Genomic DNA, 26522 nt, shown 5'->3' with positions numbered 1-26522 from the left:
ACTTTCGCCCGAACGCGCTATGTCTACTGCCGTCTCCCCGACCGATTCTTCGGCCCGCTTACGATGTACCGACCGCGCCACATTGCCCAGCCGGTTTGCCACGGTGCGCGCACAGACAGAGCAGTTCTGTGAGCCGCTGCACACCGAGGACTTTGTGGTGCAGACCGAAGAACATGTCAGCCCCACCAAGTGGCACCTGGCTCACACCACCTGGTTTTTCGAGACCTTTGTGCTGGAGCCCCACCTGGACGGCTTCGAGCCGCTGAATGAGCAATATGCGTATCTCTTCAACTCTTATTACATCCAGGCGGGTGAGCGCCACTGCCGCGATCGCCGCGGGTACATCTCGCGTCCTACGGTGAGCGAGGTCTTCGAGTATCGTGCTTTTGTGGATGAGCAGGTCCACACGCTGCTCGACCAGGCCGATGCGGCCACGATGGACACCATCGCCCCGCTGATTGAGCTCGGCATCCACCATGAGCAGCAGCACCAAGAGCTCATGGTTACCGACATGAAGCACGTACTGTCGGTCAACCCGCTGCGTCCGTCGTACCGCGACGACTTGCCCGAAGCGCGTCCCGACAAGCCCATGCCGCTGCGCTGGGTCGGCTTCGACGAGGGCCTCTACGAGATCGGATACGATGGCGATGGCTTCCACTACGACAACGAAACGCCCCGCCACCGCACCTACGTACAGTCGTTTCAGCTTAGCAATCGACTGGTAACCAACCGCGAGTACATGGCGTTCATGGACGATGACGGCTACGAGCGTCCTGAGTTGTGGCTCTCGGCGGGCTGGTCGACCGTGCAGGAGCGCGAGTGGACCGAGCCGTACTACTGGGAGCGCCACGACGACCAGTGGTACGTGTACACTCTTGGGGGACTGCGCGAGGTCAACCCCGATGAGCCGGTGTGCCACCTCAGCTACTTCGAGGCTAACGCCTTTGCCCGCTGGGCCGACGCGCGCCTGCCCACCGAAGCCGAGTGGGAAGTTGCCGCCGAAGGGCTCCCCGTGCAAGGCAACTTCGTAGAAGACGACGCCTACCACCCTCAGGCCCTCTCGGCAGATGCACCCGGCCACACGCCAACCCACGGCAACGGACCGCTGCATCAGATGTACGGCGACGTATGGGAGTGGACGCAGAGCCACTACTCGCCGTATCCGGGTTACAAGCCGCTGCCCGGTGCCATTGGCGAGTACAACGGCAAGTTTATGTGTGGACAGTTCGTGCTGCGCGGCGGCTCCTGTGCCACATCGCAGACGCACATCCGGCCCACCTACCGCAACTTCTTCCATCCCGATGAAGCCTGGCAGTTTATGGGCCTGCGCCTGGCCCGTACACCACAGTAACCCGCGCTTGATGCGTTATGAGAACGGGGCGAAGCTGCAGCACGCGGCTTCGCCCTAATTCGTATTATCCGACTTATCTTTCCGTTGTATGGCTTCCTCAATTCCTTCAACCGCGCTCAAGCCGGGGGTTCACCCGCTGACCGACGGCCCGCGCACTACGCAGTCCATGAAAGACGACGTGCTTCATGGGCTGTCGCAGACGCCCAAGCAGCTTCCGGCCAAGTATCTCTACGACGAACGAGGCTCCTCGCTCTTCGACGACATCTGTACGCTGGAGGCCTACTATCCCACGCGTACCGAGGTACAGATCTTAGACACACATGCCAATGACATGGCCGCTCATGCAGGATCGAAAGCGGCGCTCATTGAGTACGGCAGCGGCACCAGCCAGAAGACCCACCGGCTGCTGAAGGCACTGCATGACCCGGCAGCGTACGTGCCCATTGATATTGCGCGAGAGCACCTGCTGGCTGCCTCTGAGCGCATTGCCGAGGCGTTTCCTGCGCTTCCCGTTTTTCCCGTGTGGGCCGACTACACTGCTACTGTGCCCATGCCAGTACCTGCCGAGGCATACACCCGCGCAGTTGCGTTCTACCCTGGTTCCACCATCGGCAACTTCTTACCTGAACAGGCTATCGCGTTTCTGCAGCAGGTGCGCACGCGAGTCGGAGCCAGCGGCGGGCTGCTCATCGGGGCCGATCTCAAGAAAGATCCCAACCGCCTGCGCCATGCGTACAACGATCCCCAGGGCGTAACTGCTGCATTTAACAAAAACCTACTTATACGCTTAAACCGCGAGCTTGACGGCGATTTTGCAATCGACCAGTTCGCTCACGAAGCACGCTGGGTGCCCGAACACAATCGCATCGAGATGCATCTGGTCAGCCAGACCGAACAGACGGTTCAGGTAGCGGGTCGGTCATTTGCATTCGAGTCGGGAGAGTCGATCTGCACCGAATACTCGCACAAGTACACCCTTGAAGGATTCGAGGCCCTGCTCGCCCGGGCCAACTGGCAGATTCGTGCAACATGGACCGATCCCGACCGATTGTTCAGTGTGCACTATGCTGAGCCTACAACGATGGACGTTGCGGATTCATAACTGTTATGGGAAACGAAGCCGCGATCCATCGCTTCCAACGGTACGCTTCTTCGAATGAACCTTTATACGATTATGGCAAACGCATTTGCATTTGGGCTGGCTATTGAACCAGGCACTCCCGATGAACTGGCACTCACCATTGTTGAGCGCGATGACGAAGACGACCAGGTTTTTGTCGTGCGGCGTACGCTCACAGAGTCTATTGATGGCTCGGTAGAAGATGTGGCGAAGCAGGTGCAAAATCGCCTGGCCGAGAGTCCATACACAGCACGGTCGTCCGTCATTGTGTATGTGAACAACGAATCTGGCACAGCCCTGGCCGACGCGTTAAGCGATCGGGGCGTGCGTCCGGTGCGGGTACACGTGCGGGTGACCGACGAAGGGGCTGCTGCTGAATCGGAAGGGGAAGCAGTTATCGACGCCCGGGAGGAACTCTTCTCGTTGAGTACAGCCCATCGCACAGGCAACCTACGCCTGGAGCACCGCACCACCGAAGATGCGGCCCGCCTGGCCCGTACTCTGGGGCATCTTATTGACGACAGCAGTGAGGGCACCGAAATCAGCACCGATGTGCTTGATGTGCAGGGTATGAGTGCGCTGCTTGCATACTGGTGGAGCACCGAACAGACTACCGACCCCACCGAACGCCTTCGGGCTGACCTGCCTGGCACCGAGGCGGCGCGTCCAACCACGTAGCGTGTAGTGCCTGATGTTGCACACCGTGTGGTGCGAGGACACCCCACACACCCTCCACCCATTTTGTGTAAAATCATAGGCATTCCATCAAAAAGCGAACGGCGGCGCTGGTTTTCAGCGTCGTCGTTGCGTAATGTTTGAAGCCTACAATATCGCGAATACCCACAACGTCGTAACGCCTTCTTATGGATCACCCGTGGCACGACATCTCCATTGGCCCTGACGCCCCCGACATCATCGAAGTTATTATCGAGATTCCGCAAGGGGGGAAAGTAAAGTATGAGCTCGACAAAGACAGCGGAATGCTGCGTGTCGACCGCATGCTGTACTCGTCGGTCGTATATCCGGCCAACTACGGGTTTATCCCGCAGTCCTATGCCGATGACGAAGACCCGCTCGATGTGCTTGTGCTGGCGCAAGAGCCGGTCGAACCGCTCTGCCTGCTGCGTGCCCGTCCCATCGGCCTGATGAGCATGGTGGACGAAGGACAGGAGGATGCAAAAGTCATCTGCATTCACGTTGACGATCCGGCGTTCAACGACTACTACGACATCTCAGATCTGCCCGAACATCGCCTGCGCGAGCTGCATCAGTTCTTCCAAGACTACAAAAAGCTGGAGGATAAGGAAGTGCTTGTTAAGGATTTCTCAGACGCAGAGGTCGCCCGCGAAGCGGTAGTGAAGAGCATGGAGCAGTATAAGGAAATGTTTGGAACTCCAGCAGGAGCGTAACGGCTCACCACAGAGCAGAAATCAGTAGCGCTCCAATTGTTAAGTGACGAATGAGTCCCCCGGTAGCCGAAGACTGGGAGCACCGCCCGGCGCGAACGTCTCTGGCGGGAGCGAACGGGGAACCGTTCGCTCCAGGTTCGCCCCAGGAAGGATTTTTATCAGGTGAGTTATCATCTAACGTATATCCACTACCCAATTCCTCGCATGCACTCGGAATGGCATGCTGGGGGGCTGGGAATACCGATTCTGCGAAGGCCCACTCAGGTTTTGCGTGTACTTGTGGTAAAACACAACGCGTTCTCAGACCATGCCTAAAAGTCGAACAGCGAGCGTGGTTTGTTGAGCTCCAGCGTAATGATCACCTTCTTGCCTTCGGGCTTGACGGATGCTCGTGCCTTTGTTACGGAAATACGCCGGAACGACCATCCACTTGAAATAGCTTCGTTCACCTCCTCCAGATCGTCAGTGCTCGCGTTATAGGGTACGACAAATTTCTTTGTTCGCCGTGGTGCTTCATCGGCACCGCTGGAGTCTGTGGAGGCGGTAGATGCATCCGTGTGGTCGTTCGCAATGCTATGCCGGAGCACATCGGCCGAAAGCTCCTCAGGAAGAGCAACCTCCAGGCCCGAAGTGTCGGCGGACGCCGGAGGTGGAGTGGTATCAGAAGACACGCCATCACCGCCCACAACTGGCTTATCGCCTGCAGAGGCACCGTTGGGCGCATCGCGGTCAGACGTTTCCGAAGAGCGGTCACCCGTGCTACCTGAAGACGCACGATCTGAAGAGTCGTCGGACGTACTATCGTCTTGTAAGAGCGGATCGTCTTCAGGAGAGTCGAAAAAGTCCTGGAAGATGGAAGACAAGGATAAAAGCATAAGCGTGTAGGCTACCGGGTTCAGGGATCCGGGTTATGAGTTGGAGGCATGAGCGCTGCGGCGCTTCTCATTCTTTTGAATCGTGCGATACACTTCGCCATATCGCTCCAGGCGGTCGCTCACCTCGCGCGTGAGCGCTTCATACTCGGCTGCGCCCTGCGAGTCGGGGGCATATGCGTAGATCGACTCGCCGTGCCCAGGAGCCGACTCCAGTGCCGGGTCTTTGTGGATAACGGTGTCGAAGACCTTGCCGCCGTAATGTTTGCGGACTTGCTCAATAACGGCTTCAGCGTCCTCATCGTGTTTGGGGACACGTGTCATGAGCACCCCCAGCACCGGAGCCGCTTCGCCCATGTTCTGGCGCACGTTATGGACCACTTCGCCCAGGCTAATTACACCTTCGAGCGAGAGATAGGAAGGCGATACTGGGATAATAAACCCGTCGGCGGCTACCAGTGCATTGATGGTAAGTAGCGAGGTAGATGGAGCACAATCAACGATGACAACATCGTAGCGGTCATTGACCTCGTCAACGATGCGCTTCAGATGCTGCTCGCGATGCTCGGTACTGCCCAGCCGGGTGTCGGCGTTAGAGAGGCGGAGCGAGCCGGTAAGCAGGTCAAGGTTCGGAATGGAGAGGTCGCGAATGGAACGGTTGAGCGAGGCATCCCCAAAAAGCACATCGGCGGTTGAGGGGTTGAGTTTGGCACGAGGTATGCCTAATGCAAGCGAAGCCGAGCCCTGGCTATCCAGGTCAATGAGTAGCACGCGCTTGCCCTGGCGGGCAAGTCCCACCGAAAGGTTGATACTGGTCGTCGTTTTTGCAACGCCGCCTTTGTTGTTAACAACAGGTATAGTTTGCAGCATAGTGCCGAAAAGGGCCGTGAAAAGAAACGGGTTAGGGAGACGATCAAACGCTTCCGATAAGACGCGTGGAATGTGCGCCTGAGCAAGAGGCTGCGCGCAGCTTTGACCCAACATTGGGAGGCACCTCTGCGATAAACAAAAGCCTCTATGGCAGAAACATATCTACAACGGTACGACAAACCAGCATAGAAAACTGTTGCGCCTGTGTACAGCGCAAATAGCACACCAAACTGTTACAGTTGGGTAGCCATGTTTATAGAGGCACGGCGGCAAGAACGCTGTTGAGCGCTGTATCGAGCCCATGAAAGCAATGCAGGGCGTGCCGTATGCGTCTGGATACTACCACAAAAGCAGGACAAATGGAGCGCTTGCTACTCTTTTGTCCTACCTTGTGACGGATGCACACGGATTCGACGCGGCGGAAGTACGAGGCAGATCCAGTACAGAGATCCAAAAATTCTGTGGCCTACCACCAGGCTATGAGATTGAGGACGATACGGTGTTCGCCGAAGTTGGCTGTTGAATTCCACCCAGTACCGCATCGTAATTTGCCCATCGTTGGGTAATTTCTCCGGTCAGGGCGCGGTACTGTTTCGCTGCTTTTGAACGTGGCGCGTGCGTAAAGAGCGACTGATGACGCTTCTGGGCTTCCTCAACGACTTCGTCTTCAGGAATCGCTGTTTCGAATACATTGCGGTGGTAGTGATTCCGGATTTCGCGGGTGGCGTCCTCCATTTCGGAGCGATGGCGGTTGATGCGTGTGAGCGCAATACCGGAAAGAGCCAGTGTATTGTCGTAGTCGGAACGAGTACGCGACACGACTTCGCCAATGCTTTTGAGCCCCTGCATCGACAGATACGACGGCACGGTGGGAACGAGCAGATCGGTTGATGCCATCAACGCGTTAAGCGTAACCACGGATATAGAAGGCGGACAGTCAATCAAAACCGTGTCGTACGTTTCGGTGACCGCGCGGCTTGAGAGCGCATGCGTGAGCCGCTTCAGTCCCCCGTCTTCGGGCGTAAGGCGCAGCCCAGCATGCGCAAGGTCGATGGAGGCGGGTACCAGGTCGACCCCAGGCCATACGTTATGATAACATGTGTCGATTATATCGCGCTTGCCGAACAGGACATCGGCGGTTGACGGGCTACTGGTGAGTTCCTGGCGTGAGAGCCCCATTGCAAAAGAAGCCGAGCACTGGCTGTCCAGGTCGAGCAAAAGCACGCGTTGGCCGCTTTCGTGCAGGGCGGCAGCCACGTTCAGGGTCGTGGTCGTTTTGCCTACGCCGCCCTTGTGATTCATAACTGATAAAATGTGCATCGATACGTCCGTATTTATACTACAGTTACGTTAGCACAGCTTGTACTTGCAAGAAACGTATGCGTATGGCAAGCCCCGACATTGCCACACCTAAAAGCGCCGTGCTTTGATGGTGGGAGGTTAACTCCGCAAAACCAAACCGAAGAGAAGGTAAGAAGTGCACGTTCTTTTGGGAATATGATGTTTGCTCCACGCATCGTTACAATCTGAGCCGATGGAGCTTGTTATTACGATGCAACGATTTAGCCTATAGGATGCATTTTCATGAGGATCGGGCAATAAGTAGAGGCGCCTCGATGACACACAGTACCATGCTCGCCATCTGTATCCAGATTCGGCTATCAGATGCGGAGACGTAGTCACCAGAAACTATGCGACGGACGAATGGCTTGAATCACACGTCACAAGGGGTGCTCCGCTACGTATGCCCTTGTGCCGCTCACTGTGCTGCTGATCCATTGTCCGTGTTTTCATGTCCGAATCGCGCTCTCCCGCTCTGCGTCCTGACACAAACGATCCATCTGAATCTGACATCGAGTCGATGCTGCGCCCGCAGCGAATGGAGGACTTTATCGGGCAGGAGAAAATCAAGAAGAACCTGCGCGTGTTCATGACGGCGGCGCTGCAACGGGGCGAGACGCTCGACCATGTGCTTCTATCGGGACCGCCAGGCCTTGGCAAAACCACGCTTGCGCATATCGTGGCCAATGAAATGGGCGCGCGCATCCGCACCACGAGCGGACCGGTGCTCGAAAAGCCGGCGGATGTGGCGGGCGTGCTCACCAATCTGGAGGAGGGCGATGTGCTCTTTATCGACGAGATCCACCGCTTAAGCTCGGTCGTCGAGGAATATCTGTACTCGGCAATGGAAGATTATCGCATCGACATTGTGATCGACTCGGGACCGAATGCGCGTACGGTGCAGATCTCGCTGCCGCCGTTTACAATGGTGGGCGCAACCACGCGCAAGGGACTGCTGACTTCGCCATTGCGGGCACGGTTCGGGATCGACTTCCGGTATGACTACTACACCGCCGACCTGCTGCAAGCCATCACGAAGCGTTCGGCACGCATTCTGGATGTGCCCATCACCGACGATGGCGCGTTCGAGATTGCCCGCCGCAGCCGAGGCACGCCCCGCGTATCCAACCGTCTGCTGCGCCGCACCCGCGATTTTGCGGAGGTCGAGGGCGACGGCGAAATCACCAAAACGATTGCCGACCACGCCCTGAACGCGCTCGACGTGGATGAAGCCGGACTCGACGACATGGACACGCGCATCCTGCTCACCCTGATCGACAATTTCGACGGAGGCCCCACCGGACTCAAGAACCTGGCGGTGTCGGTGGGCGAGGAGTCGGGCACGATTGAGGAGGTGTACGAGCCGTATCTGATTCAGGAGGCGTTCATGGAGCGCACGCCCCGAGGGCGGGTGGCCCTGAAACGCGCCTACAAGCACTTCGACCGCAACCGCCCGTCCGAATCGGGCGATCTGTTTGAGGGCGAGTAGGGCTGTGTCACAGGTTAATGTTTGAGGAGCAACGTACCCCTCTCAGATGCTGCTTTCTTGAGTAGATACCGCCCGGGACGTCCGCCCCGCTCCCAGTCCCGGGTTACAAGTCACCCCCCACAGGGATGTCATTTTGAGCGGCGCAGATGCACCAAGCATCTGCAGAGTCGAAAAATCTCCTTATCGCATCTGTTTTGCTCTCAGTGGAGGAGATTCCCGCAGGGGATGACGGGTTGGCCCCTGTGTACAACAGGCATGACCTGCGGCCCGCGCTTCGCTCCTCCAGAATGACAAAATGTGGAGGATTGGTGCCGTACCTCGCAACTTGGATTCTCTACTCCGGAATGTCCCACAGCGCGGCGCGGGGCACGAGCACATGCCAGGTGGCGGGATGCTGCATGCGTCCGGCACGGGTTTCGGCATCGGGGCCGTGGCCCCAGAACACGTCGCCCCGGAGCGGGCCGCGGATAGCGCCACCGGTGTCTTGGGCAATCATCAGCCGCTGAAACGGGACGGTGCTGCTGTCGTCGGTAGCGGTGGGAGCGCTGCCGTCGATCCAGATGGGCATGCCCATCGGAATGACCTCAGGGTCTACGGCAAGCGAGTACTCGGCGGTGAGCGGTACGCCCTGCGAGCCGATGGGCCCGGCCTTGGGATCGAGGTCGGTGCGCTCTTGGAAGAAGATGTATGAGGCATTGCGATTCATCAGGGCGTCGACGCGGTCGGGGTGATTGGCCATCCACTGGCGGATGCGCTGCATCGACATCTCGGAGCGAGGCACTTCGCCCATCTCAATCAGGTCGCGGCCAATGGCGCGGTAGGGCTGCCCATTCTGTCCGGCATAGCCGACGCGCGTCATGGTGCCATTCGTCAACTGGATGCGTCCAGAGCCCTGAATCTGCAGGAAAAACTTGTCGACGCGGCTGTCGACCCAGAGGAACGCCAGGTTGCGGCCGTCGAGTGCGCCGTTGCGAATGGATTCGCGGTCGTAGTACGGCACCACGCGGTTGCCTTCTCGGCGCCCGATGAGCGTTTCGCCCTCAAAGCGCTCGCGGAATGCGCCCAGGTCAATGCGCAGCAGGTCGCCAGGCACGCGGCGCAGCGGCACGTTATAGCGGGATGAGGGGGCTTGTGCCCCTTGCAGAATCGGTTCGTAGTAGCCGGTGAGCAGCGACGTGGTGCCGGGCACGCTCAGCTGCACGGGCTGAAAGAGCTGGCGGAAGCGGTGGCTGAGCGATATTGAATCGGGACGCTCTGCGAGGCGGCGACAGGCGTGCTGCCAGTCGCCCATGGTGCCGAACCAGGCGCGTTCGGGATGCATGGGCTGGTCGGGATCGGCGTCGTCCCAGGTGGAGCAGGAGCGCTGGAAGGCTTGCGCCGGGGGAGCGAAGTTGGCGGAGGCGCGTCCGGGCAGGGCATGCCACGGCACCGACGTGGCGGTGAGTGCGGGGGCCTCGCTGGATTCGTTGGCGGCGGGCCGTTCCGAGCATCCGGACGCAAGTGCACATCCCAAAAGGACCAAGACGCTCCATGCGGATACGGCAGCAACACGGCGTATCCCCCTAAACAAAAACATACAGCAGATGGCGAATTCGATGGGAGCGAAGAAGGAGTGGAGGCGCAGGGACTTTACGCTACCGAGCCCTCGGGATCGGGTGCGATGTGCTCATCGGTCAGCAGCAGGCGCGCGGTAGACTCGTTAGTGGCAAGCGGCGTATTTTTGACGACGCAGGCGCGCATGAGCGTCTGGATATCAGGTTCGTGCGGGTGTTTGCCCTGGGGGTCGATGAAGAAGATGACGGCATCGACGGTGTCCTCGATCACGCCCGCTGCAATCTGCACATCGCCGCCGAGCGGACCCGATTCTTTGCGCGTGACGGACAGGTCGAGCTCTTTGTGCAGCAGGCCGCCAGTGGTGCCGGTAGCTACAAGCTCGAACTGGCGCAGCAGGTCGGCGTGGTGATGGGCAAACGAGATGAGGTCGGCTTTTTTGCCGTCATGGGCGATGAGGGCCAGAGTAGCAGGCATAGGTGGACGCTAAAAGTGCAAGGAGCGAAAAGCCGCTGTAGGGATACCGTGTAATGGTGCCGCAACGGGGCGGGTGGGGCTGGAACTGCACAGAAGATACAGACTAAGACGCATCCGAATCAACCACTGGATGTCCCTTATTTCGCGTTTCATGCCGTACGTCGTTACCGAACCCTGCATCAACTGTAAGTACACCGACTGCGTGGAGGTGTGCCCTGTCGACTGCTTCTACGAGGGCCCCAACTTCTTAGCGATTCAGCCGGAAGAATGCATCGACTGTAACGCCTGCGTGCCGGTGTGTCCGGTCGAGGCGATCTATCCGGATGACGAGCTGCCCCAGGAGTACGCGCATTACATTCAGTGGAACGAGTATCTGGCCAATCAGTGGCGCGAGATGGGATACAACATCACGGAGATGAAGGAGCCGCCCGAAGATGCCAAGGAGTGGGAGACCAAAGAGAAATCGGAAGAAGACATTCTGACGTGGGATGTGTGACCAGGGATACGTCCCATTGTCACTGAGCGGAAGCAGGCAGATGCGGGGACACCGCGTCTGCCTGCTTGGCGTTGAGGGAAGGCGTTGAGAACGTCTCAAGATGGAAGCGCTTTGTAAAAAGTAGTTAACAAAAGGGGGAGGTGGTGGTATCCGTTCTGTGGAACCAGTATGTTCGTTGTTGAAGCGTACATTCGATTCTATCCTCCGTATCTTTTTTCCTTGTAGCCTGACATATACCATGTTGAATCGACTTATGAAAGGGTCGCGAGCCTTAACGTATGTGCTCGCCCTGGCCCTTGTGTTCTCCCTCACCGCCTGCGATGACAACGGCGGCGGAATGGATGATGACGACGACGATAACGGCGACGAGCCCACGCTGCTCTCAGATATATTGGGAGAGCGGGATGACCTGAGCACGCTGTTTGATGCGGTAGAAGCGTCGGGGCAGCTCAACCTGACGGAAGATCCGAACGCTGACATCACGGTCTTTGCACCGAACAATAACTCGTTTGCCGACATCAATCTGGAAGCGGCCCTGTCTGACGACAACTCTGCACTGCTTGAGGAAGTGGTGCAGTACCACGTGCTCCCGCAGTCGGTGCTTTCGAGTGGGTTGAGTGAGGGTACGGTGGAAACGGCCCTGGGCGATGAGATCCTGATTACCACAGATGACGACGGCAACTTCCTCGTCAACGGCAATTCCATCACCACGGCTGACCTTGAAGCCGACAATGGCGTGCTGCATGTGATTGATGGGCTGCTGCTGGAAAACCGCACGCTCTTGCAGCATCTCGGACTGACAAGCTCCACGCAGGCGCTCCTCGGTATTGCCAGTGAGGCGAGTTTGGGCGACGCGTTCTCGAATGCCGAGAACTGGACCGTGTTTGCTCCTATCAATGAGGCTCTTGTAGAGGTAGACCCCGCGAACTTCACCCAGGAGCAGTTGCAGCAGATTCTGCAGTACCACGTGATCGTTGACGAAAACGGTCCGATTGATGCTGCTACGCTGCAAACCTTGCTGGCCGACAACGGTGGCGAAGTTTCGGTACAGACGCTTCAAGGAGAAGATATCACCTTCACCGAAACCGACTCGGGCATCTCGATCAACGATGGGCAAGCCAACATCGTGCTTGAAGGCGGGGTTGATCGCTTTGCCGGTGGTCTCAACGAAGCGGGCGATGGCTTCGTCAACGTATTCCACCTGATCGATGGCCTGCTCATGCCGCCGAGCATGCAACCGACGGAGGCCACTCCGATTGCGGACGCCCGCGAACAAGGCGTAGGCACCGAAGTCACGATTGAAGGCACGGTTACGCGCGCATTCGGCGACTTTGCGCGCATCCAGGATGACAGTGGTGACCTGGGCGCCAGCGGCATGGTGATTCGCCAGACTGAAGGCGACTTCAACGCTGAAATCGCTGATGGAACGATCACCGAGGGCACTACTGTGCTCGTGACGGGCACGATCAGTGAATTCAATGGGCTGTTCCAGATTAATGAAGACGATCTGGCCTCGTACGAAATCACCGGCGAAGCATCGGTACCGGAGCCGATTACCATTACACTCACGGAGCTGGCCAACAACGGCTTAGATTACGAGAGTGTACTGGTTCGGATCAACGGACTGACGTTGAACACCGAAGATACGGAGTTCAGCAACGGTGCGTCGTACACGGCTGTAGACGGTGACGGAAATGAGGGTGTTTTCCGCGTTCAGCAAGAAGGGGAAACCCAGCTTATTGGAGAGCCGGTTCCTTCGGGTTCCTTCGATTACGAAGGCGTCATTGGCCAATTCCAGGGCGAACCGCAGATGATTCCGGTAGAGGTGTCGGATATCATTCAAGAGTAAGCGCCTGGTCTTAGCCACAACAGCTAAGCCGAAGTTCAATCTTTCGGCTTCACATCGAAACGGGCAGCCCCACGAAGGGGCTGCCCGTTTTTGTTTGTGCAACAACACTTCCACTGTTTTTCTTCCCGCTCGTCGTGAGGCTCTGCTCAGGAAGGTGGCTTTTTTGTGCGTCATGCAGGTTCCCTGGATACACAGCGCAACTCTCCCAAAAGCCGCACCTCCTTGTACGTCTCTTCTCACTGCGACCGGAGTAGGGACACGGCGCGCCGTGTCCCTACGTAACGGCGGGGAGCGACTTTTTGAACGCATCAGATCGAGTCGATGGTGGTCTGCTTTTGATGAAGACAACACGTCACCGCTGGGTTCGAAGAGATTCCCGCAACGGATGACCTGTCGGCCCCGTCGTACAACAGGCATGACCTACGGCCCTCGCTACGCTCCTCAGAATGACGAAAATCCGGGCGTGTGAAGGGCCATGTGAGTTTTGTCATGTGCCATGGGGCGGAGCCCCTAAAAAAGTGCGTCGCACGGCAGAGCCATGCGACGAGCGTAAAGCAGATAACCCTTAGCCCGGGATCAGGAGCGAAGCGCATATCCCGGCGATCTTTGACGACCGCTAAACAGATACGCGCTGCGTGTCCCTACTCACACCGCAAAGAAGGCCAACCCCGTGTATGCCGCCGCAGCCAGGAGTCCGGCCATGAGGGCGAGCGGGAACTGACTGTAGACGTGGTCCATCAGGTCGGTGCCGGTGGCGAGAGAGGAGAGGATCGTGGTATCCGAAATGGGGGAGCACTGATCGCCGAACACGCTGCCGCCCACTACCGCACCAAAGCAGAGCGTGATAAAGAACGGTTCCGGCGAAACCGCCCACGCCAGCGGCATAGCCACCGGGAAGACCACCGCGTATGTGCCCCACGAGGTGCCGGTTGAGAACGCAATGAGCAGGCAGAGGCCCATCAGCAGAGCGGGCAAGGTGACGGGCAGCAGCACGTCGCCCAGCGCCGCAACGACGTAATCGGCCGTCCCTACCGCATCGGCGACTTCTTTAAGCGTGACCGCCAGCGCCAGAATGATGGCGCCGATGGTGACGCCGCGGCAGCCATCCACGAAGCCGTCGATGGCGTCTTGCAGGTCCATGCCTTTGGCGAGGGCAATGCCCATCCCCGCCAGCACGGCCAGCACGAACGCCTCGGCAATGAGCAGCGTAGGATCGTCGGTGCGACCCAGGTAGAAGTACGTCACCATGTATGGAATGATGGCCACACCCAGCAAGAGCCCAATGGGGCCAAAGAAGTCCACCAGGCCCGGCTGGTAGCGCTCGGGCACCTTCATGTTGGTGAGGTCGTCGGCGGCAAGCGGGTTGGCGTCATCGCGGTCGAGCTTGCCGGTAGAACGGGCCCGGTCCATGGCCGCGCGCATCTGCTTGCCGGGCACAAACGGAAGCTTCTCCCATGCAAACAGCAGCGTGATGCCGACCGCGAAGATCGCGTAGAAGTTGTACGGCAGCGCCGAAAAGAAAAAAGCAATACCCTCTTGCGAGGTCTCAAAAAGCGGAATGGTACCGGCTACAAGTCCGCCCACGTAGATGGGCCACACGTTAAACGGAATGAGCGTTGCCGCGGGCGAGGCGGTCGAATCCACCATGTACGACAACTCCTCATGCGACACGTTGTGCTCGTCGGAAATGGGGCGGACGGTGGCGCCGGTGAGCACGGTGCTTACGGTACCGCCCTGGTGGAAGACGAGGCCCATGATCCATGCGAAGAACTTCGCCGAACGCGGGCCGCGCACGATGAATCCGCTGGCCCAACGTGCGAACCGCAGCGCCCCGCCGGTGCGCGTCCACAGCCCAATGAGTCCGCCCAGTGCCCACAGGTAGACCAGCAGAATGAGCGCGAAGTCCTCCGTGCCAATCGCCGGGATGAGAAACGCTTGCACCACGTTCAACTCGCCAGCAACCACGCCCCCTACGGCAATCCCCAGAAACAGGGCGCTGACGACCTCACGTGTGTAGAACGCCATCACGATGGCCACAAGCGGCGGCAAAAGCGACCAGAGACCGTAGTGACCGTCCGTTTCCGGAATGTGACCGCTCACTCCAACGGCCCCTCCGACAAGCAGTACCGCAATCCCGACAAAAAGCCATCGCACACGAGAAGACGCCGGGTCGTCGGTAGCGTCGTTGGGCGAAGCAAACAGAAGCATAGCATCAAATCGTAAAAACAGGGAGCACGATTGCCCCATAGTAACAGATGCAGAGCGGCATGTCCAACCCCGAGCGGTGTTTTCCATACAGATAGGGCAAAAGTGTAACGCGCCTGCTATAGCGTGCTGAAAGCGGACAGAGATAACAGGGCCGTTGAATGAATCGTGAACGAGGTTGAGCAGGGGACGTGATGGGATACTGGACATTGAAAACGCCGGATGCGCTCCGGCGCGTGCGTTTACTCCCCCTAACACTTCCCGACAGTTATGCTTCGCTCAAAACTTATACTTTGGACCGTCCTGGCGGGCCTCTTTTTAGGTCTGGCGGCCTGCGACGATGACAACCCGGTCAGTGATGATCCGGACCCCGATCCGGATCCCGATCCTACGCAAACGATCGGTGATATCGTGGGCGATGACGACAACTTCTCTACGCTGCTTGCGGCGCTTGAGGAGGCCGGACTCGCCAGCGCACTTGCGGATGAAGAAGACACCTTCACGGTGTTCGCCCCGAACAACGATGCGTTTGGGCCCATCAACACCGAGGTACTGCTTGGGCAGTCGGATGCGCTGGAAGCCGTGCTCGGCTATCACGTAATCCCGGACCAGGCGCTGACAGCGTCTGACCTTCAGGAGGGCGAGAACACCGTCGAAACCCTCTCAGGCGACGAGCTCACCGTTGAGGTGAACGACGATGGCGTCTTCATCGAAGGCTCCGAGGTGATTCAGACCGATGTGGAAGCGGCCAACGGGGTCATCCACGTACTTGACCGCGCGCTGCTGGGCAATCAGAATCTGGCGAACACCGCCTGGTTCGTAAGCGAAACCGAGGAGCTGTACAACGCCGTTGTGGGCGCTGAACTGGGCGATGCGTTTGCGAATGAAGAAGGCTGGACGGTCTTCGGACCGAACAACGCCACCTTCGAAAACGCCGACCTGAGCGGATTCTCCAGCGAAGAAATCCAGCAGATTCTCCAGTATCATGTCTACGCAGCAAGTGCGGTAGACTCGGGTGGGCTGCTCGGACTGCTTGAGGAGAACGACGGGACGGTTGCAATTGAGACGCTGCAAGGCGAAGACCTCACCATCACCCAAGACGGCGATCAGATCGTCTTCAACGGCGGCCAGGCCACGCTCGACATGGCGAACCTGGACTATGTGGCCAGCAACGGCATTCTGCACGTGATTGACGGCCTGCTGCTTCCGCCAAGCATTGCCGAAGCCAATGCCGACGCCATCTCGTACGACCTCGCCGCGCAGTCGAACAGTGGCGCGATTCCCGATGGCGTAAACGGCACCGCCACGTTCTGGCGCTATGGCGATACGCAGACGATCGTTACGCTGGAGCTGACCGACGGCGCTACCGGAGCCAGCGTCTCGCATCCGGCCCACATTCATAACGGAAGTGCCGAAGAAGGCGGCAGCATCGAGTACTACCTCACGCCGCTCGACGGATCGGGCGGCGGCGGAACGAGCGCGCGTGTTATCGACGTGCCGTTCGAAGAGCTCACCGACTTCAACGGCTACATCAACATTCACGAAAGTGTAGCCAACCTGGGCACCGTCGTGTCGCAAGGTAACATTGGCGCGAATGCATCGGGCACTGTGCAAGAAGGGCTCGAATTCATCGAGTCGCCGCGTTCCACCGACTACGACCTGGCAGCCAATGCCAATGACGGCGACGTAGCTCCCAACGGCGTACCCGCTACCGCTACGTTCCTTGAGCTAACCAGCGACCTCACGCTCGTTACGCTCGATATGAACATCGACGGTGCAACTGGTGCCAGCGTATCGCATCCGGCCCACATTCATAATGGGAATGCGGCGGAAGGCGGTGGCATCGAGTATTATCTCGGTCCCATTGACGGAAGCGACGCCGACTCACGCAGCAGCAAGATCGTGTCTGAACCGTACGACACGCTCACCGGCTTCGACGGCTACATCAATATCCACGAAAGCGTAGCCAACCTGGGCACGGTCGTGTCACAGGGCAACATCGGCGCCAACGCAGGCGATGACGGCTCCTCAACAGCTGATGTCACGGTCACAATCGACAACAACGGCGCTTCGTCGTGGAGCGTGACCAACGTAGACGGTGCCAGCGGCGTGGCCGGATCGGAAGAAAACCCGGACCTCACCCTCACCGTGGGCACGCGCTATCGCTTCGTGAACAACGGCGGCGGTGCGCATCCGCTGGGCTTCCAGAACGCCAGCGCCGAGTACCTGCTCAACCAGGATGGTGATGGCAGCCTCGAAGGCAACACCGCCATCAATTACGAAGAAGATGGCGACGGCATTACGTTCACCTACACGCAAGAGCTGGCCGACGCAGTTGCCACGTATCGTTGCACGGTACACGGCTCCATGGAGGGCGCGGTGCAGACCAGTAACTAACGGCTGCATCCGCCTGTGAAACAGGCTCTTGCAACTAAAAAAGCCTCCGGCACGCCATCATGGCCTGTCGGAGGCTTTTGTGTTGGGGGAAAGCACAGGCCGGCTGTCTCCACCCGCATCCTACACAGGCCTCCAAGGATCGTCCTTGCAGCGCTATCTGTGTTGCTGGAGGCACAGGCTCATGCATCCACCTAAAAATAATACCGGAGCCCGAGGCCGCCCCCAAAATCGCCGTCCGTATCAGGGGCCAGGTTCAAGCGAGGCGTTAGCTGGCCAAAGAACTCAATGTACTCGTTGGCCATCCAGTTGATGCCGATGCGTCCGCTAATGCCCAGCGCGGCCTCATCATCCTCCACACCAATGAACGCTCCCGGACCAAAAAACCACTCCAATCCCGACACATTGTTAGCACGGATCGGCTGGCTGAACTGCGCATGAGCATTCAAGAAAAAGAACTCGTTCAGGTCCCACGCGCCCAGAAAGTCGTACGAGGGGCCCCCTGCATTGTAGAACTTCAGCGTAACGCCGCTGGGCGAGCCGATCTGTCCGCCCAGTCCTACATTGCCCGAGGCACGCTGCGCATCAGCCGAACCGGCAGACAGGCTCACGGTGAGAAGAAGGGCAACGCTCAGCGTGTACAAGAGGCGACGTAGAGAGCAGCATGTCGAATACATAAGCACGAGTTTGATTGGGGAACGATACAGACGTTGGATCTCCTCTACATACAGATCGTCCTGCCAGACGTTGCGCGCGGCGGTCGTGAAATGGGTGTGCTTGGTGCGCTTTCGTAGCGTGTTGGTGCAGCAAAAGGGGCCGATTGTAAGGAACGCATCATTCCTGCAGCGGCAGAGGAACCGCCCAAAACACCGGGCGTGCCAAACTCGGATTGTCGCGTCTCGCTCATCGTTCTCGTCCTCTATATGGCTATCGCTGCTACCTCCTCGTCTCCCGACATCAGTACGCTCGGCGGGCTTCGTGCGTCTGGATACGTACACCGCACCGTGAAAGAAGAGATGCGGGCGAACCTAATGAAGAAGCTCCAGACCGGCGACCCGCTCTTTCCCGGTGTGCTCGGCTACGACCGCACCGTACTTCCACAGTTGGAGAACGCGATTTTGAGCCAGCACGACATCATTCTGCTGGGGCTACGTGGGCAAGCGAAGAGCCGCATCGTGCGGATGCTGCCACGCTTCTTGAACGAGTGGATTCCGATCCTTAAAGACACACCGCTCAACGAGCACCCCTACAACCCGCTCACGAAGCAAGGGCGCGAACTGGTCGATGAGTACGGCGACGAAGCGCCCGTGGAGTGGCTGCCTCGCTCCGCCCGCTACGGCGAAAAGCTGGCTACCCCCGACACAACAATTGCCGACCTGATTGGCGACATCGACCCAATTAAGGCAGCCAACCTGCGCCTCACCTATGCCGATGAAGAGATCATCCACTTCGGCATCATTCCGCGCACGAACCGCGGCATCTTTGCAATCAACGAGCTGCCCGACTTGCAGCCGCGCATCCAGGTGGGGCTGCTCAACATTATGGAGGAGCAGGACATTCAGATTCGCGGGTTCAACGTGCGCTTTCCGCTCGATGTGATGCTCGTGTTCTCGGCCAATCCCGAAGACTACACCAGCCGGGGCAACCTGATTACACCGCTAAAAGACCGCATCGACAGCCAGATCATCACTCACTACCCGAAGACAACGGAAGTGGGCATGGCGATCACCGAGCAAGAAGCCTGGCAAGACCGCGCCGACGACGAGGGGACCCTCGTTGACGTACAGATTCCGTACATCTTCCGCGAGGTCATCGAACAGGTGGCGTTCGAGGCACGCGATAGCGAGTACATCGACCAGAAGTCGGGCGTATCGGTGCGCGTGACACGGGCAGCGCTGGAGTTGCTGATTTCGGCAGCCGAACGGCGCGCGCTCGTCAATGGCGAAGACGAAACCGTGGTGCGCGTGAGCGACCTGCTGCATCTGGCACCGGCCATTACCGGCAAAGTCGAGCTGGTCTACGAGGGCGAGCAAGAAGGCGCCGAGAACGTAGCCTACACGCTCATCGGGCGGGCGCTGCGCACCGTGTTCACGCAATACTTTCCCGATCCTGGCAAGAAAGACGGCGGCCGCGAAGCCTATGCCGATGTGCTGGCGTGGTTTACACAAGGCAACACCGTGAACCTGAACCAGGACCTCTCCGACGACACCTACCGCACGCGCCTTAGCGAAGTCGAGGGCCTGGCCGAACTTGTGATCTCCGAATCCACCCCCGACACCGACGCCCAGCGCTTTGTAATGATGGAGATGGTGCTGGAGGCCCTGCACCAGAACTCACTCCTGGGCAAAGAAATGCGCGACGATGGGCAGTCCTACAGCGACATCATGGGATCGATGCTCTCCTCGTTTGGCAACGGCTTTGACGAGGACGACTTCGACGACGATGATTTTGACATGGATGACTTTCAGTAGGCCCCTGTTGGGCAGCAGTATCAGAACGCACGGGCGGCACAGTGCCAGATGGGCCACGCTGTAACGACACGGTCGGTGTGGATACCCAACTCGTGCCGGTTGGCCCGGTTGATCGATGGCTCGTGTATGTATTCCGTTCGCTTCTATGACGACACTCGTCATCATTCCGGCATTTAACGAGGCCGAAGCCATCGGTCAGGTTGTGGGCGATTTGCCTTCTGATCGGGTGGACGAGGTGGTTGTCGTGAACAATGCCTCGACCGATGCAACCGAGCGCAACGCCCGCGCGGCTGGTGCTACCGTGGTGCGCGAGCCCGAGCCCGGCTACGGGGCGGCGTGCCTGCGCGGACTGGCGTATGCCGCCTCCGCCTCCCCCGACATTATCGTCTTTCTGGATGGCGACTACAGCGACCACCCCGACGAACTCCCCCGCCTGGTCGATCCCATTCGCCGTGGTGAGGCCGACTTCGTGGTCGGGTCTCGCATTCAAGGAGATGCCGAGCCGGGGGCGCTGCTCCCCCAGGCGCGCATCGGAAATCGGCTGGCCTGCACGCTCATGCGGTGGATCTGGGGCGCAGAGTACACCGACCTGGGGCCGTTCCGCGCCATTCGGTACGAGGCACTGCAGCGCCTCGATATGCAAGACCGCACGTTTGGCTGGACGATCGAGATGCAGATTAAGGCGATAGAGGCCGGGCTGCGTATTCAAGAGGCACCCGTGTCGTACCGCAAACGCGTAGGCGTATCCAAGATTACGGGCACCGTGTCGGGCACCGTTCGGGCCAGCGCCAAAATCTTAGGGACAATTGCCCGCTATGCTGTGCTGGGGACGCCCGTGCGCAGAAGCGCTTCCAGTATTCAAGCTGAATACGCCGAACCAGGCTGAACTTTCGGGCGCGTTTCTCCGTTTTGCATGTGGTCTTTGTTGCTTCACATTCCCCTGCTTCCATGAATTACGACATCTGGTTCAACGGATCATTCGTCCCGTACGAGGATGCGCAAATCCACGTGCTCTCGCATGTGGTTCACTACGGCTCCTCGGTGTTTGAAGGCATCCGCTGCTACGAAACTGAGAAGGGCTCCGCCATCTTCCGCCTTCCTGAGCATATGGAGCGGCTGGAGAACTCGGCTAAGATCCACCGTATGCAGATTCCGTACGACCTGGATGCGCTGAATGAAGCCGTCATCGATACGGTTGAGCGCAGCGGGCTGCCAGAGTGCTACATCCGCCCGGTCGTGTTTCGCGGCATGGGCCCGATGGGGGTGAACCCGCTCGAAAACGAGGTGGACACCGTTGTGGCCGTGTGGGAATGGGGCAAGTACCTGGGCGACGAAGCGCTGGAGCAGGGCGTGGATGTGGAAGTCGCCAGTTGGAATCGTATGGCGCCGAACACGCTCCCCGCGATGGCCAAAGCCGGAGGTAACTACCTGAACGCCTCGCTCGTCAAGATGGATGCAGTGAAGAACGGCATGACGGAAGGCATCATGCTCAGCACAAATGGCTACCTGGCTGAGGGAAGCGGCGAGAACCTCTTCATCGTAAAAGATGGCAAGCTCTACACCGCACCGGTAGGGCTCTCGATTCTGCCTGGTATCACGCGCGACGCGATCATTCAGCTGGCGCGCGAGCGCGGCTACTCGGTTGAGGAGAAGACCATCCCGCGTGAAGCGCTCTACGTTGCCGATGAGCTCTTCTTTACAGGCACGGCAGCAGAAATCACGCCTATCCGCAGCGTAGACCACTATACCGTGGGCAGCGGAACGCGCGGCCCCATCACGAAGGAGCTGCAAGACGCGTTCTTCGATATCGTAGAAGGCGGCAACGACCCGCACGACTGGCTCACGTTTGTCGATGTGCCTGAATCTGAAGAAGAGGCAGTCACTGCGTAGTGCAGGTGATGCGTCATTGAGCCGCACACGTGTCACACAACATATTGCGCCCGTCCTGGCTGCCTGCAGCGGGGACGGGCTTTTTTCTTGGGGATGCAACAGGAACTGCTCGTAGCGAAGATTCCTGTGCATCCCCTGTCTTGTGCCAATTGTCTGTGCCAAACGACGAGGCATGCCACGCCACTTCTTCATAGGCTTCTGTGTCGAAAAGCGCAGGGGTTGTGTACCCCGTAGCACATGCACTGTAACGGAAGCGGAAGTATGCTGCTTAGAACCTGTTTTGATTTCTTACTTTGGGCTGCGAGCGGCTTCAATGGGCTGCAAATTGCTCCCGATCTCGGCCCGTAGCCCCGGCTACGAACCTCCATCGGGGTCCAATTTTCGCCGCATTGCTGCTCGCTCTCGCCTGCAAACCAAAACCCAAACAGGTTCTTATAGCACGCTGCGCACGATGATGTTACGATTGCCGCGTTACGACGACGGGGCTATGTGCGTCCAACAAACCAACTCCCACGGCCCGGCATTGGCGGCGCGCCCTTCTCGGCGCGACCGATGCGGCCCACACGACGCTGTTTGCACCCTGGCCCCTTGCTCATGACACATCCCGATACGAACCCCTTAGAGCGCACGGATGCTACACAAGTCTCTGCAGGGCGCCGCCTGTACCTGGCATTTGAGTTTCTGATGCTCTTTGCGGGGCTTCCGCTCCTGCTGTACACGCAACGCGATGCGCTGGGTGGACGCGTGGTACCCTTGCTGGTTCTTTTAGCCATCGGATGCGTGGCTGTGCTCTGGTTCGACCCCAAGTTCGACCGGAAGCGCATGTGGAACGCCAACTCTGTAGCGTCGCAGCTACGTCCCATGCTGGCGATATTTGGGCTCGGCGTGGTTGGCATGATTGGCATCTTTGCGTGGCGCCATCCCGATCTGCTGTGGTCGTTTCCGCGCGAGCACACCCGCACGTGGGTCGTGATTATGGTTACGTATCCGCTTCTCTCTGTGTATCCACAAGAACTGATCTTCCGTGCATTTCTGTTTCACCGGTACGATCCCCTCTTTGGAGGCGTACGAGCGAAAATAGCGGCCAGCGGCACAGCCTTTGGAATGGCCCACATCATTTTTGCGAACTGGGCCGCCCCCCTCTGCACCGGGCTCATCGGCTTCTGGTTTGCCCGCACTTACGCCCGCTCTGAGTCGACGCTGGCCGTTGTGGTAGAGCACGTTCTGTGGGGCATGCTCGCGTTTACGGTGGGACTGGGCTGGTACTTCTACAGCCCGGCTATTTAGCGAACGTGGGGAGCCAGCTATGGCTGCTGGGCGGAGGTGTCGGCGGGAGCGTCGGGTGGGAGGTTGAGCGTGGTTGTGTCGGGCAAGACGCGGATGTTGCGAGCCTGGATCGCTGCATCGGCCACATGCAGATCAAACGCGATGGGCGTACCGGTATCGAGCGTATCGAGCGAGCCAGGGCGGTCTACGGGCACCGTCATGAGCATCGCATCCATCACATCGGGAATGGGCTCGTGATGCACAATCATGTCGCGCCCGCCGGTGGCTGGCGACTGAAAGGCTCCGCGCACCTCTTCATAGACGGTCGCATTGTCGGGCGGGGGCGGGCCCTCGGAGGATGAGGACGAGCAGCCATGCAGCGCAAATCCCACGCATCCCACAAAAAGCAGGATGCAGAGCTGATACGTAGGCGCAAAAGCGGAAGAGGATACAGGCATCAGGGCGTAGGTGGGTCAACGAGGGGAATAAAGCGGCACATTTCGGGGGAGAACACGGCCTCGCGCAGTTCGGGGCTCAGGAAGGTACCGAGCGAGAGGCCCCGCAGAATAAGCAGCAGGCCCACCAGCGCAATGCCGTATGGGGCCAACTTCAAGAGGCGGGCGCGCCAGGAGGCGGGCGCGCGGCGGCCCATCCACTGCACGGCCAGGAGCGCGGGAAAGGTAGCGAGTCCGAACGCGCCCATGAACATCATGCTGTTGATGAGCGAGCCGGCAGCCAGCGCAGTAGCAATGGCCGCATACGAAAAACCGCACGGCAAGAGTCCGTTGAGCACGCCCAGTGCAAACTGATTGCCCGGGCCGGGCTGCTTCATGAGCGACTGCAAGGGGCCGCGTAGCGTGCTGAGCAGGCGGGCAGGAGCCGCCTCGAATCGCTTTACCCACCGACGCACCGGACGAATGAGCACCGCGCTGAGCATGAAAAGGCCCAGGATAAGCGAAAGCATGCCCTGATAGCCTTGCAGCGCCACGGCCCATCCGAGCGAGCCGATAAGCCCGCCGAGCGTCATGTACGCGAGGGTGCGTCCGGTGTGGTAGATAAGGCGGCCCACCCAAAAGCGCCAGGGAGCATTCGGACCTGGCACAGCCAGCACGAGCGGTCCGCACATACCTACGCAGTGCAGGCTGCCCGTGGCGCCAAAGACAAGACCGGTGAGCATCCATTCGAGCACGGGGCCAGGGCGGCTAACTACTGGGAAAGCTATTGCGGAGGCGTAGGGCGCACATGGGCCGTTACAGTGTGCATGAGATCACCAAAGTGCAGCGTAACGCGCACCGAATCGCCAATAACGAGCGCGGGCTGCACGTCGTACACCATGACGTGTGGACCGCCGGGACGGAGCGTGGTTGTAGTGTCGGTAGGAACGGCCAGACCGTTGTTGAGAGGCCGCATACCGGTGGTGCCATCGCTATGCAGCACAGTGGTATGAAGCTCTGTTCGGCTGGATACAGGGGTTTCTACACGCATGAGGGTGTCGGCGGTGGCGCGGCGGTTGTGCAGCTCCAGGTAGAGCGCTGTAACCCCGCCTTCAGGAGCGGGGCGCACCCAGGCATTGGTGATGCGCAGCGTGTCGAGGGCAGCGCGTTCGACGTTGCGACCGTCATCGCTGGTGGATGATTCGCTTTCGCATCCCCCCAGCGCAGCGATGCCAAAGAGAAGCACAGCGGAAAAAGCGAATACACGCATAACGAGGGAGGGCAGATCAGGAACAGAGAACGGCGTGGTTAGGAGGCCGGGCGAATCGTGGCCAGATCCTCGGCCAGGATGTCAACAGGGGTCATGCTGCCGCCATAGTGAAAGAGCACGCGTTGCTGCGGATCGATAAGCGAGATCTGGTCGGTGTGGTCAATGAGGTAGTCGTCGTCTTCGTACGAGCCACGCGAGAGCTCTACCCGTACGTCAAGGCGCTCCATGAGTTGGCTAATGGTGTCGGGGTCGCCTGTGAGGAACTGCCAATTGGTATCGCCCAGGCCGTAGGCCTCGCGGTAGGCACGCAGGCGGTCGGGCGTATCGCGGCGCGGGTCGAACGTGATGGTGACGAACGCCACGTCATCAGGCGCATCTACCCGGTCGCGGAGCTGCCGCATGTTGGCGGTGACCATGGGGCAGATGTCGGGGCACTGCGTGTAGATGTAGCCCACAACGATCGCCTGCCCGGCAAAGTCGTCGGGGAAGGTGACTGTAGTGCTGTCCTGGTTGACCAGCTCGAACGAGGCATCAGAGAGGTCGTCGATGCGGTCAGCCTCGTCGCCAGTACAGCCCGTAAGGGCGAGCAGGCCCATAAGCGGGACTGCAAGTAGGATCGCCAAGAACGAAGGAAAAAAGCGAGCGGTCATGGCGGGGAAAGCCTCGTGGGGGAGCACGTCATTGTCATGACATGCACGACTATGCCGGGCGGTCGTTTCTGCGGACATGCGCAAATTGCATGGATTGAGACCTGGGTTTTTATGCTCCCAAACCGCGTTGTGCCATAGATGAACCTGCCGCTATCGTCATGGGGAGCGCAGTGGAGCATCTCAGGTCAGGCGGACGGAGCCCCTGCTTCGGGGACGCGTGATGCGGTGCTCCGGTGCGGGGCGCGATTTCAAGCGTAAACAGGGGGCGTTGCTATCCTTTCCTCGACAGCGATTGGGGGCAGGATGACCTGCGAATGAGGCCTTCAGCGATCACTAACCTGCTATCCGCTACCGGGTCCTGGGCTTTGCTTTTGGGAATCGACGCGTACGCTACGTCCGAGCCATAGCGAGCGTGCACAGGTAAATGCGCTCGGCTCCTGCGTCGAGAAGGGCGTGCGCCGCAGCGGCAGCAGTGGAGCCCGTGGTGAGCACGTCATCAACCACGACCCAGGTGCAGTCGGCAACGGCTTCCGGATCGGCGGCTTGAAACGCCTGGGCCACGTTGGCCCATCGGTCGCGGCGCGGCAATCCGGTCTGCGACGCGGTGGGACGCACACGAGCCAGCACGTCCGCTCGCGAGGGGATGCCGGTGGCTTCTGCCAGCCCGGTGGTCAGCGCCTCGCTCTGGTTATAGCCGCGCTCCAGCCACCGCGTGCGGTGGAGTGGCACTGGCACAAACCCGTCTGGCTGCCAGACCTCTGGCACAACGTCGGCCATCCAGCGGCCCAGCGTATGACCGATATGCGGCTGGTTCTGGTACTTGAGCGCATGCTGCACCGACTGCAGCGCCCCCTGCGCATCAAACACCCACAGACTGCGGGCGTCGGCCAGGGCCTCGGCCTCCGCAAGACGCGACAGCCGATCTGCTACGCTCTTCGGCGTGGCGCGCTCAATGCGGGCTACGCAGTCGGGGCACAGCGGCACCGCAGGCGAGGCCGTGCGTACGCCACAGTCCATACAGCACGGCGGATACAACACGCGTAAAAGACCATCCCCGATATGGCGCATCCAGGCTGTCATGGCGCGAATTGATTGTTGGAGAAGTCGCTATGCTGCG

24 protein-coding genes are annotated in these 26522 nt (G+C 59.3%); 12 read left to right on the top strand and 12 right to left on the bottom strand.

What is annotated here, in order from left to right:
• The first annotated feature begins 19 nt into the window (after positions 1-19).
• The 4 genes from egtB to CRI93_RS00735 all read left to right on the top strand — a co-directional run bounded on the left by egtB (position 20) and on the right by CRI93_RS00735 (position 3880).
• Positions 20-1351, top strand: a complete 1332-nt coding sequence (egtB, locus tag CRI93_RS00750; RefSeq protein WP_098060690.1) for an ergothioneine biosynthesis protein EgtB — start codon at positions 20-22, stop codon at positions 1349-1351.
• 88 nt (positions 1352-1439) lie between these two features.
• A complete protein-coding gene (egtD, locus tag CRI93_RS00745) occupies positions 1440-2453 on the top strand; it encodes an L-histidine N(alpha)-methyltransferase (RefSeq protein WP_098060689.1) in 1014 nt (337 codons plus the stop codon).
• A 72-nt stretch (positions 2454-2525) separates the two neighbouring features.
• On the top strand, positions 2526-3149 hold the full coding sequence (locus CRI93_RS00740) for a hypothetical protein (RefSeq protein ID WP_141491497.1): 624 nt from the start codon (positions 2526-2528) through the stop codon (positions 3147-3149).
• Between the two features lie 185 nt (positions 3150-3334).
• A complete protein-coding gene (locus tag CRI93_RS00735) occupies positions 3335-3880 on the top strand; it encodes an inorganic diphosphatase (RefSeq protein ID WP_098060687.1) in 546 nt (181 codons plus the stop codon).
• A gap of 311 nt (positions 3881-4191) precedes the next feature.
• Here the strand turns inward: CRI93_RS00735 and CRI93_RS00730 are convergent, their stop codons facing one another.
• The 3 genes from CRI93_RS00730 to CRI93_RS00720 form a co-directional block, all read right to left on the bottom strand.
• Positions 4192-4755: a hypothetical protein gene (locus CRI93_RS00730; RefSeq protein ID WP_141491496.1), complete on the bottom strand. Its 564-nt coding sequence runs from the start codon at positions 4753-4755 to the stop codon at positions 4192-4194.
• 33 nt (positions 4756-4788) lie between these two features.
• Positions 4789-5622: a ParA family protein gene (locus CRI93_RS00725; protein WP_176521593.1), complete on the bottom strand. Its 834-nt coding sequence runs from the start codon at positions 5620-5622 to the stop codon at positions 4789-4791.
• A 477-nt stretch (positions 5623-6099) separates the two neighbouring features.
• Positions 6100-6942, bottom strand: a complete 843-nt coding sequence (locus CRI93_RS00720; RefSeq protein WP_098060684.1) for a ParA family protein — start codon at positions 6940-6942, stop codon at positions 6100-6102.
• A gap of 472 nt (positions 6943-7414) precedes the next feature.
• On the opposite strand from CRI93_RS00720, the gene ruvB reads away from it, so the two are divergent.
• Positions 7415-8452 (top strand): Holliday junction branch migration DNA helicase RuvB, encoded by a 1038-nt coding sequence (gene ruvB / locus CRI93_RS00715; RefSeq protein ID WP_098060683.1) that lies wholly within the window; start codon positions 7415-7417, stop codon positions 8450-8452.
• Between the two features lie 334 nt (positions 8453-8786).
• Here the strand turns inward: ruvB and mltA are convergent, their stop codons facing one another.
• Positions 8787-9965, bottom strand: coding sequence for a murein transglycosylase A (mltA, locus tag CRI93_RS00710; RefSeq protein WP_176521591.1), 1179 nt, complete (start codon positions 9963-9965; stop codon positions 8787-8789).
• A gap of 116 nt (positions 9966-10081) precedes the next feature.
• Positions 10082-10480, bottom strand: coding sequence for a methylglyoxal synthase (locus CRI93_RS00705; RefSeq protein WP_098060681.1), 399 nt, complete (start codon positions 10478-10480; stop codon positions 10082-10084).
• A gap of 151 nt (positions 10481-10631) precedes the next feature.
• Here CRI93_RS00705 and fdxA point away from each other — a divergent pair, with 151 nt between their 5' ends.
• Positions 10632-10976, top strand: coding sequence for a ferredoxin FdxA (gene fdxA, locus CRI93_RS00700; RefSeq protein WP_098061040.1), 345 nt, complete (start codon positions 10632-10634; stop codon positions 10974-10976).
• 253 nt (positions 10977-11229) lie between these two features.
• Complete coding sequence (locus CRI93_RS00695) at positions 11230-12825, top strand: fasciclin domain-containing protein (protein ID WP_176521590.1); 1596 nt, start codon at positions 11230-11232, stop codon at positions 12823-12825.
• Positions 12826-13470: 645 nt separating this feature from the next.
• Here CRI93_RS00695 and CRI93_RS00690 read toward each other — a convergent pair.
• A complete protein-coding gene (locus CRI93_RS00690; RefSeq protein WP_245850234.1) occupies positions 13471-15033 on the bottom strand; it encodes a Na+/H+ antiporter NhaC family protein in 1563 nt (520 codons plus the stop codon).
• A 267-nt stretch (positions 15034-15300) separates the two neighbouring features.
• Between CRI93_RS00690 and CRI93_RS00685 the strand changes: the two genes are divergently transcribed.
• A complete protein-coding gene (locus CRI93_RS00685; RefSeq protein WP_098060678.1) occupies positions 15301-17427 on the top strand; it encodes a fasciclin domain-containing protein in 2127 nt (708 codons plus the stop codon).
• A 191-nt stretch (positions 17428-17618) separates the two neighbouring features.
• Here the strand turns inward: CRI93_RS00685 and CRI93_RS00680 are convergent, their stop codons facing one another.
• A complete protein-coding gene (locus CRI93_RS00680) occupies positions 17619-18035 on the bottom strand; it encodes a hypothetical protein (protein WP_245850233.1) in 417 nt (138 codons plus the stop codon).
• A 312-nt stretch (positions 18036-18347) separates the two neighbouring features.
• Here CRI93_RS00680 and CRI93_RS00675 point away from each other — a divergent pair, with 312 nt between their 5' ends.
• From CRI93_RS00675 to CRI93_RS00660, 4 genes are all read left to right on the top strand, one after another.
• Positions 18348-19895 carry a magnesium chelatase ATPase subunit I gene (locus tag CRI93_RS00675; protein ID WP_098060676.1) on the top strand — a complete coding sequence of 516 codons (1548 nt, stop codon included), beginning with the start codon at positions 18348-18350 and terminating at the stop codon, positions 19893-19895.
• 145 nt (positions 19896-20040) lie between these two features.
• Complete coding sequence (locus CRI93_RS00670; RefSeq protein ID WP_098060675.1) at positions 20041-20781, top strand: glycosyltransferase family 2 protein; 741 nt, start codon at positions 20041-20043, stop codon at positions 20779-20781.
• Positions 20782-20843: 62 nt separating this feature from the next.
• On the top strand, positions 20844-21785 hold the full coding sequence (locus CRI93_RS00665) for a branched-chain amino acid transaminase (RefSeq protein ID WP_098060674.1): 942 nt from the start codon (positions 20844-20846) through the stop codon (positions 21783-21785).
• 594 nt (positions 21786-22379) lie between these two features.
• A complete protein-coding gene (locus tag CRI93_RS00660) occupies positions 22380-23072 on the top strand; it encodes a CPBP family intramembrane glutamic endopeptidase (protein WP_176521589.1) in 693 nt (230 codons plus the stop codon).
• A 17-nt stretch (positions 23073-23089) separates the two neighbouring features.
• Here CRI93_RS00660 and CRI93_RS00655 read toward each other — a convergent pair whose 3' ends face one another.
• From CRI93_RS00655 to CRI93_RS00635, 5 genes are all read right to left on the bottom strand, one after another.
• Complete coding sequence (locus CRI93_RS00655; RefSeq protein ID WP_098060672.1) at positions 23090-23509, bottom strand: copper-binding protein; 420 nt, start codon at positions 23507-23509, stop codon at positions 23090-23092.
• On the bottom strand, positions 23509-24240 hold the full coding sequence (locus tag CRI93_RS00650) for a sulfite exporter TauE/SafE family protein (protein WP_141491494.1): 732 nt from the start codon (positions 24238-24240) through the stop codon (positions 23509-23511). Before CRI93_RS00650 ends, CRI93_RS00655 begins: the two co-directional genes overlap by 1 nt.
• 29 nt (positions 24241-24269) lie before the next feature.
• Positions 24270-24755, bottom strand: coding sequence for a copper chaperone PCu(A)C (locus CRI93_RS00645; protein ID WP_098060670.1), 486 nt, complete (start codon positions 24753-24755; stop codon positions 24270-24272).
• A 38-nt stretch (positions 24756-24793) separates the two neighbouring features.
• Entirely contained in the window at positions 24794-25405 is a 612-nt protein-coding gene (locus CRI93_RS00640) for an SCO family protein (RefSeq protein WP_176521588.1), read from the bottom strand.
• 390 nt (positions 25406-25795) lie between these two features.
• Positions 25796-26422 (bottom strand): ComF family protein, encoded by a 627-nt coding sequence (locus tag CRI93_RS00635; protein WP_176521587.1) that lies wholly within the window; start codon positions 26420-26422, stop codon positions 25796-25798.
• Positions 26423-26522: the final 100 nt, after the last annotated feature.

Origin of the sequence: Longimonas halophila (assembly GCF_002554705.1) — a bacterium.
Lineage (GTDB): Bacteria > Bacteroidota > Rhodothermia > Rhodothermales > Salinibacteraceae > Longimonas > Longimonas halophila.
This window is presented reverse-complemented; position numbering and strand designations above follow the sequence as displayed.

Coding starts and splice junctions, on each gene's coding strand:
- CRI93_RS00640 (WP_176521588.1), bottom strand. CDS start 25,405: ATGACCGCTCGCTTTTTTCCTTCGTTCTTGGCGATCCTACTTGCAGTC.
- CRI93_RS00695 (WP_176521590.1), top strand. CDS start 11,230: ATGAAAGGGTCGCGAGCCTTAACGTATGTGCTCGCCCTGGCCCTTGTG.
- egtB (WP_098060690.1), top strand. CDS start 20: ATGTCTACTGCCGTCTCCCCGACCGATTCTTCGGCCCGCTTACGATGT.
- CRI93_RS00670 (WP_098060675.1), top strand. CDS start 20,041: ATGACGACACTCGTCATCATTCCGGCATTTAACGAGGCCGAAGCCATC.
- CRI93_RS00675 (WP_098060676.1), top strand. CDS start 18,348: ATGGCTATCGCTGCTACCTCCTCGTCTCCCGACATCAGTACGCTCGGC.
- fdxA (WP_098061040.1), top strand. CDS start 10,632: ATGCCGTACGTCGTTACCGAACCCTGCATCAACTGTAAGTACACCGAC.
- ruvB (WP_098060683.1), top strand. CDS start 7,415: ATGTCCGAATCGCGCTCTCCCGCTCTGCGTCCTGACACAAACGATCCA.
- CRI93_RS00735 (WP_098060687.1), top strand. CDS start 3,335: ATGGATCACCCGTGGCACGACATCTCCATTGGCCCTGACGCCCCCGAC.
- CRI93_RS00730 (WP_141491496.1), bottom strand. CDS start 4,755: ATGCTTTTATCCTTGTCTTCCATCTTCCAGGACTTTTTCGACTCTCCT.
- CRI93_RS00725 (WP_176521593.1), bottom strand. CDS start 5,622: ATGCTGCAAACTATACCTGTTGTTAACAACAAAGGCGGCGTTGCAAAA.
- CRI93_RS00705 (WP_098060681.1), bottom strand. CDS start 10,480: ATGCCTGCTACTCTGGCCCTCATCGCCCATGACGGCAAAAAAGCCGAC.
- CRI93_RS00690 (WP_245850234.1), bottom strand. CDS start 15,033: ATGCTTCTGTTTGCTTCGCCCAACGACGCTACCGACGACCCGGCGTCT.
- CRI93_RS00665 (WP_098060674.1), top strand. CDS start 20,844: ATGAATTACGACATCTGGTTCAACGGATCATTCGTCCCGTACGAGGAT.
- CRI93_RS00720 (WP_098060684.1), bottom strand. CDS start 6,942: ATGCACATTTTATCAGTTATGAATCACAAGGGCGGCGTAGGCAAAACG.
- CRI93_RS00660 (WP_176521589.1), top strand. CDS start 22,380: ATGACACATCCCGATACGAACCCCTTAGAGCGCACGGATGCTACACAA.
- CRI93_RS00685 (WP_098060678.1), top strand. CDS start 15,301: ATGCTTCGCTCAAAACTTATACTTTGGACCGTCCTGGCGGGCCTCTTT.
- CRI93_RS00655 (WP_098060672.1), bottom strand. CDS start 23,509: ATGCCTGTATCCTCTTCCGCTTTTGCGCCTACGTATCAGCTCTGCATC.
- CRI93_RS00645 (WP_098060670.1), bottom strand. CDS start 24,755: ATGCGTGTATTCGCTTTTTCCGCTGTGCTTCTCTTTGGCATCGCTGCG.
- CRI93_RS00740 (WP_141491497.1), top strand. CDS start 2,526: ATGGCAAACGCATTTGCATTTGGGCTGGCTATTGAACCAGGCACTCCC.
- egtD (WP_098060689.1), top strand. CDS start 1,440: ATGGCTTCCTCAATTCCTTCAACCGCGCTCAAGCCGGGGGTTCACCCG.
- CRI93_RS00635 (WP_176521587.1), bottom strand. CDS start 26,422: ATGGACTGTGGCGTACGCACGGCCTCGCCTGCGGTGCCGCTGTGCCCC.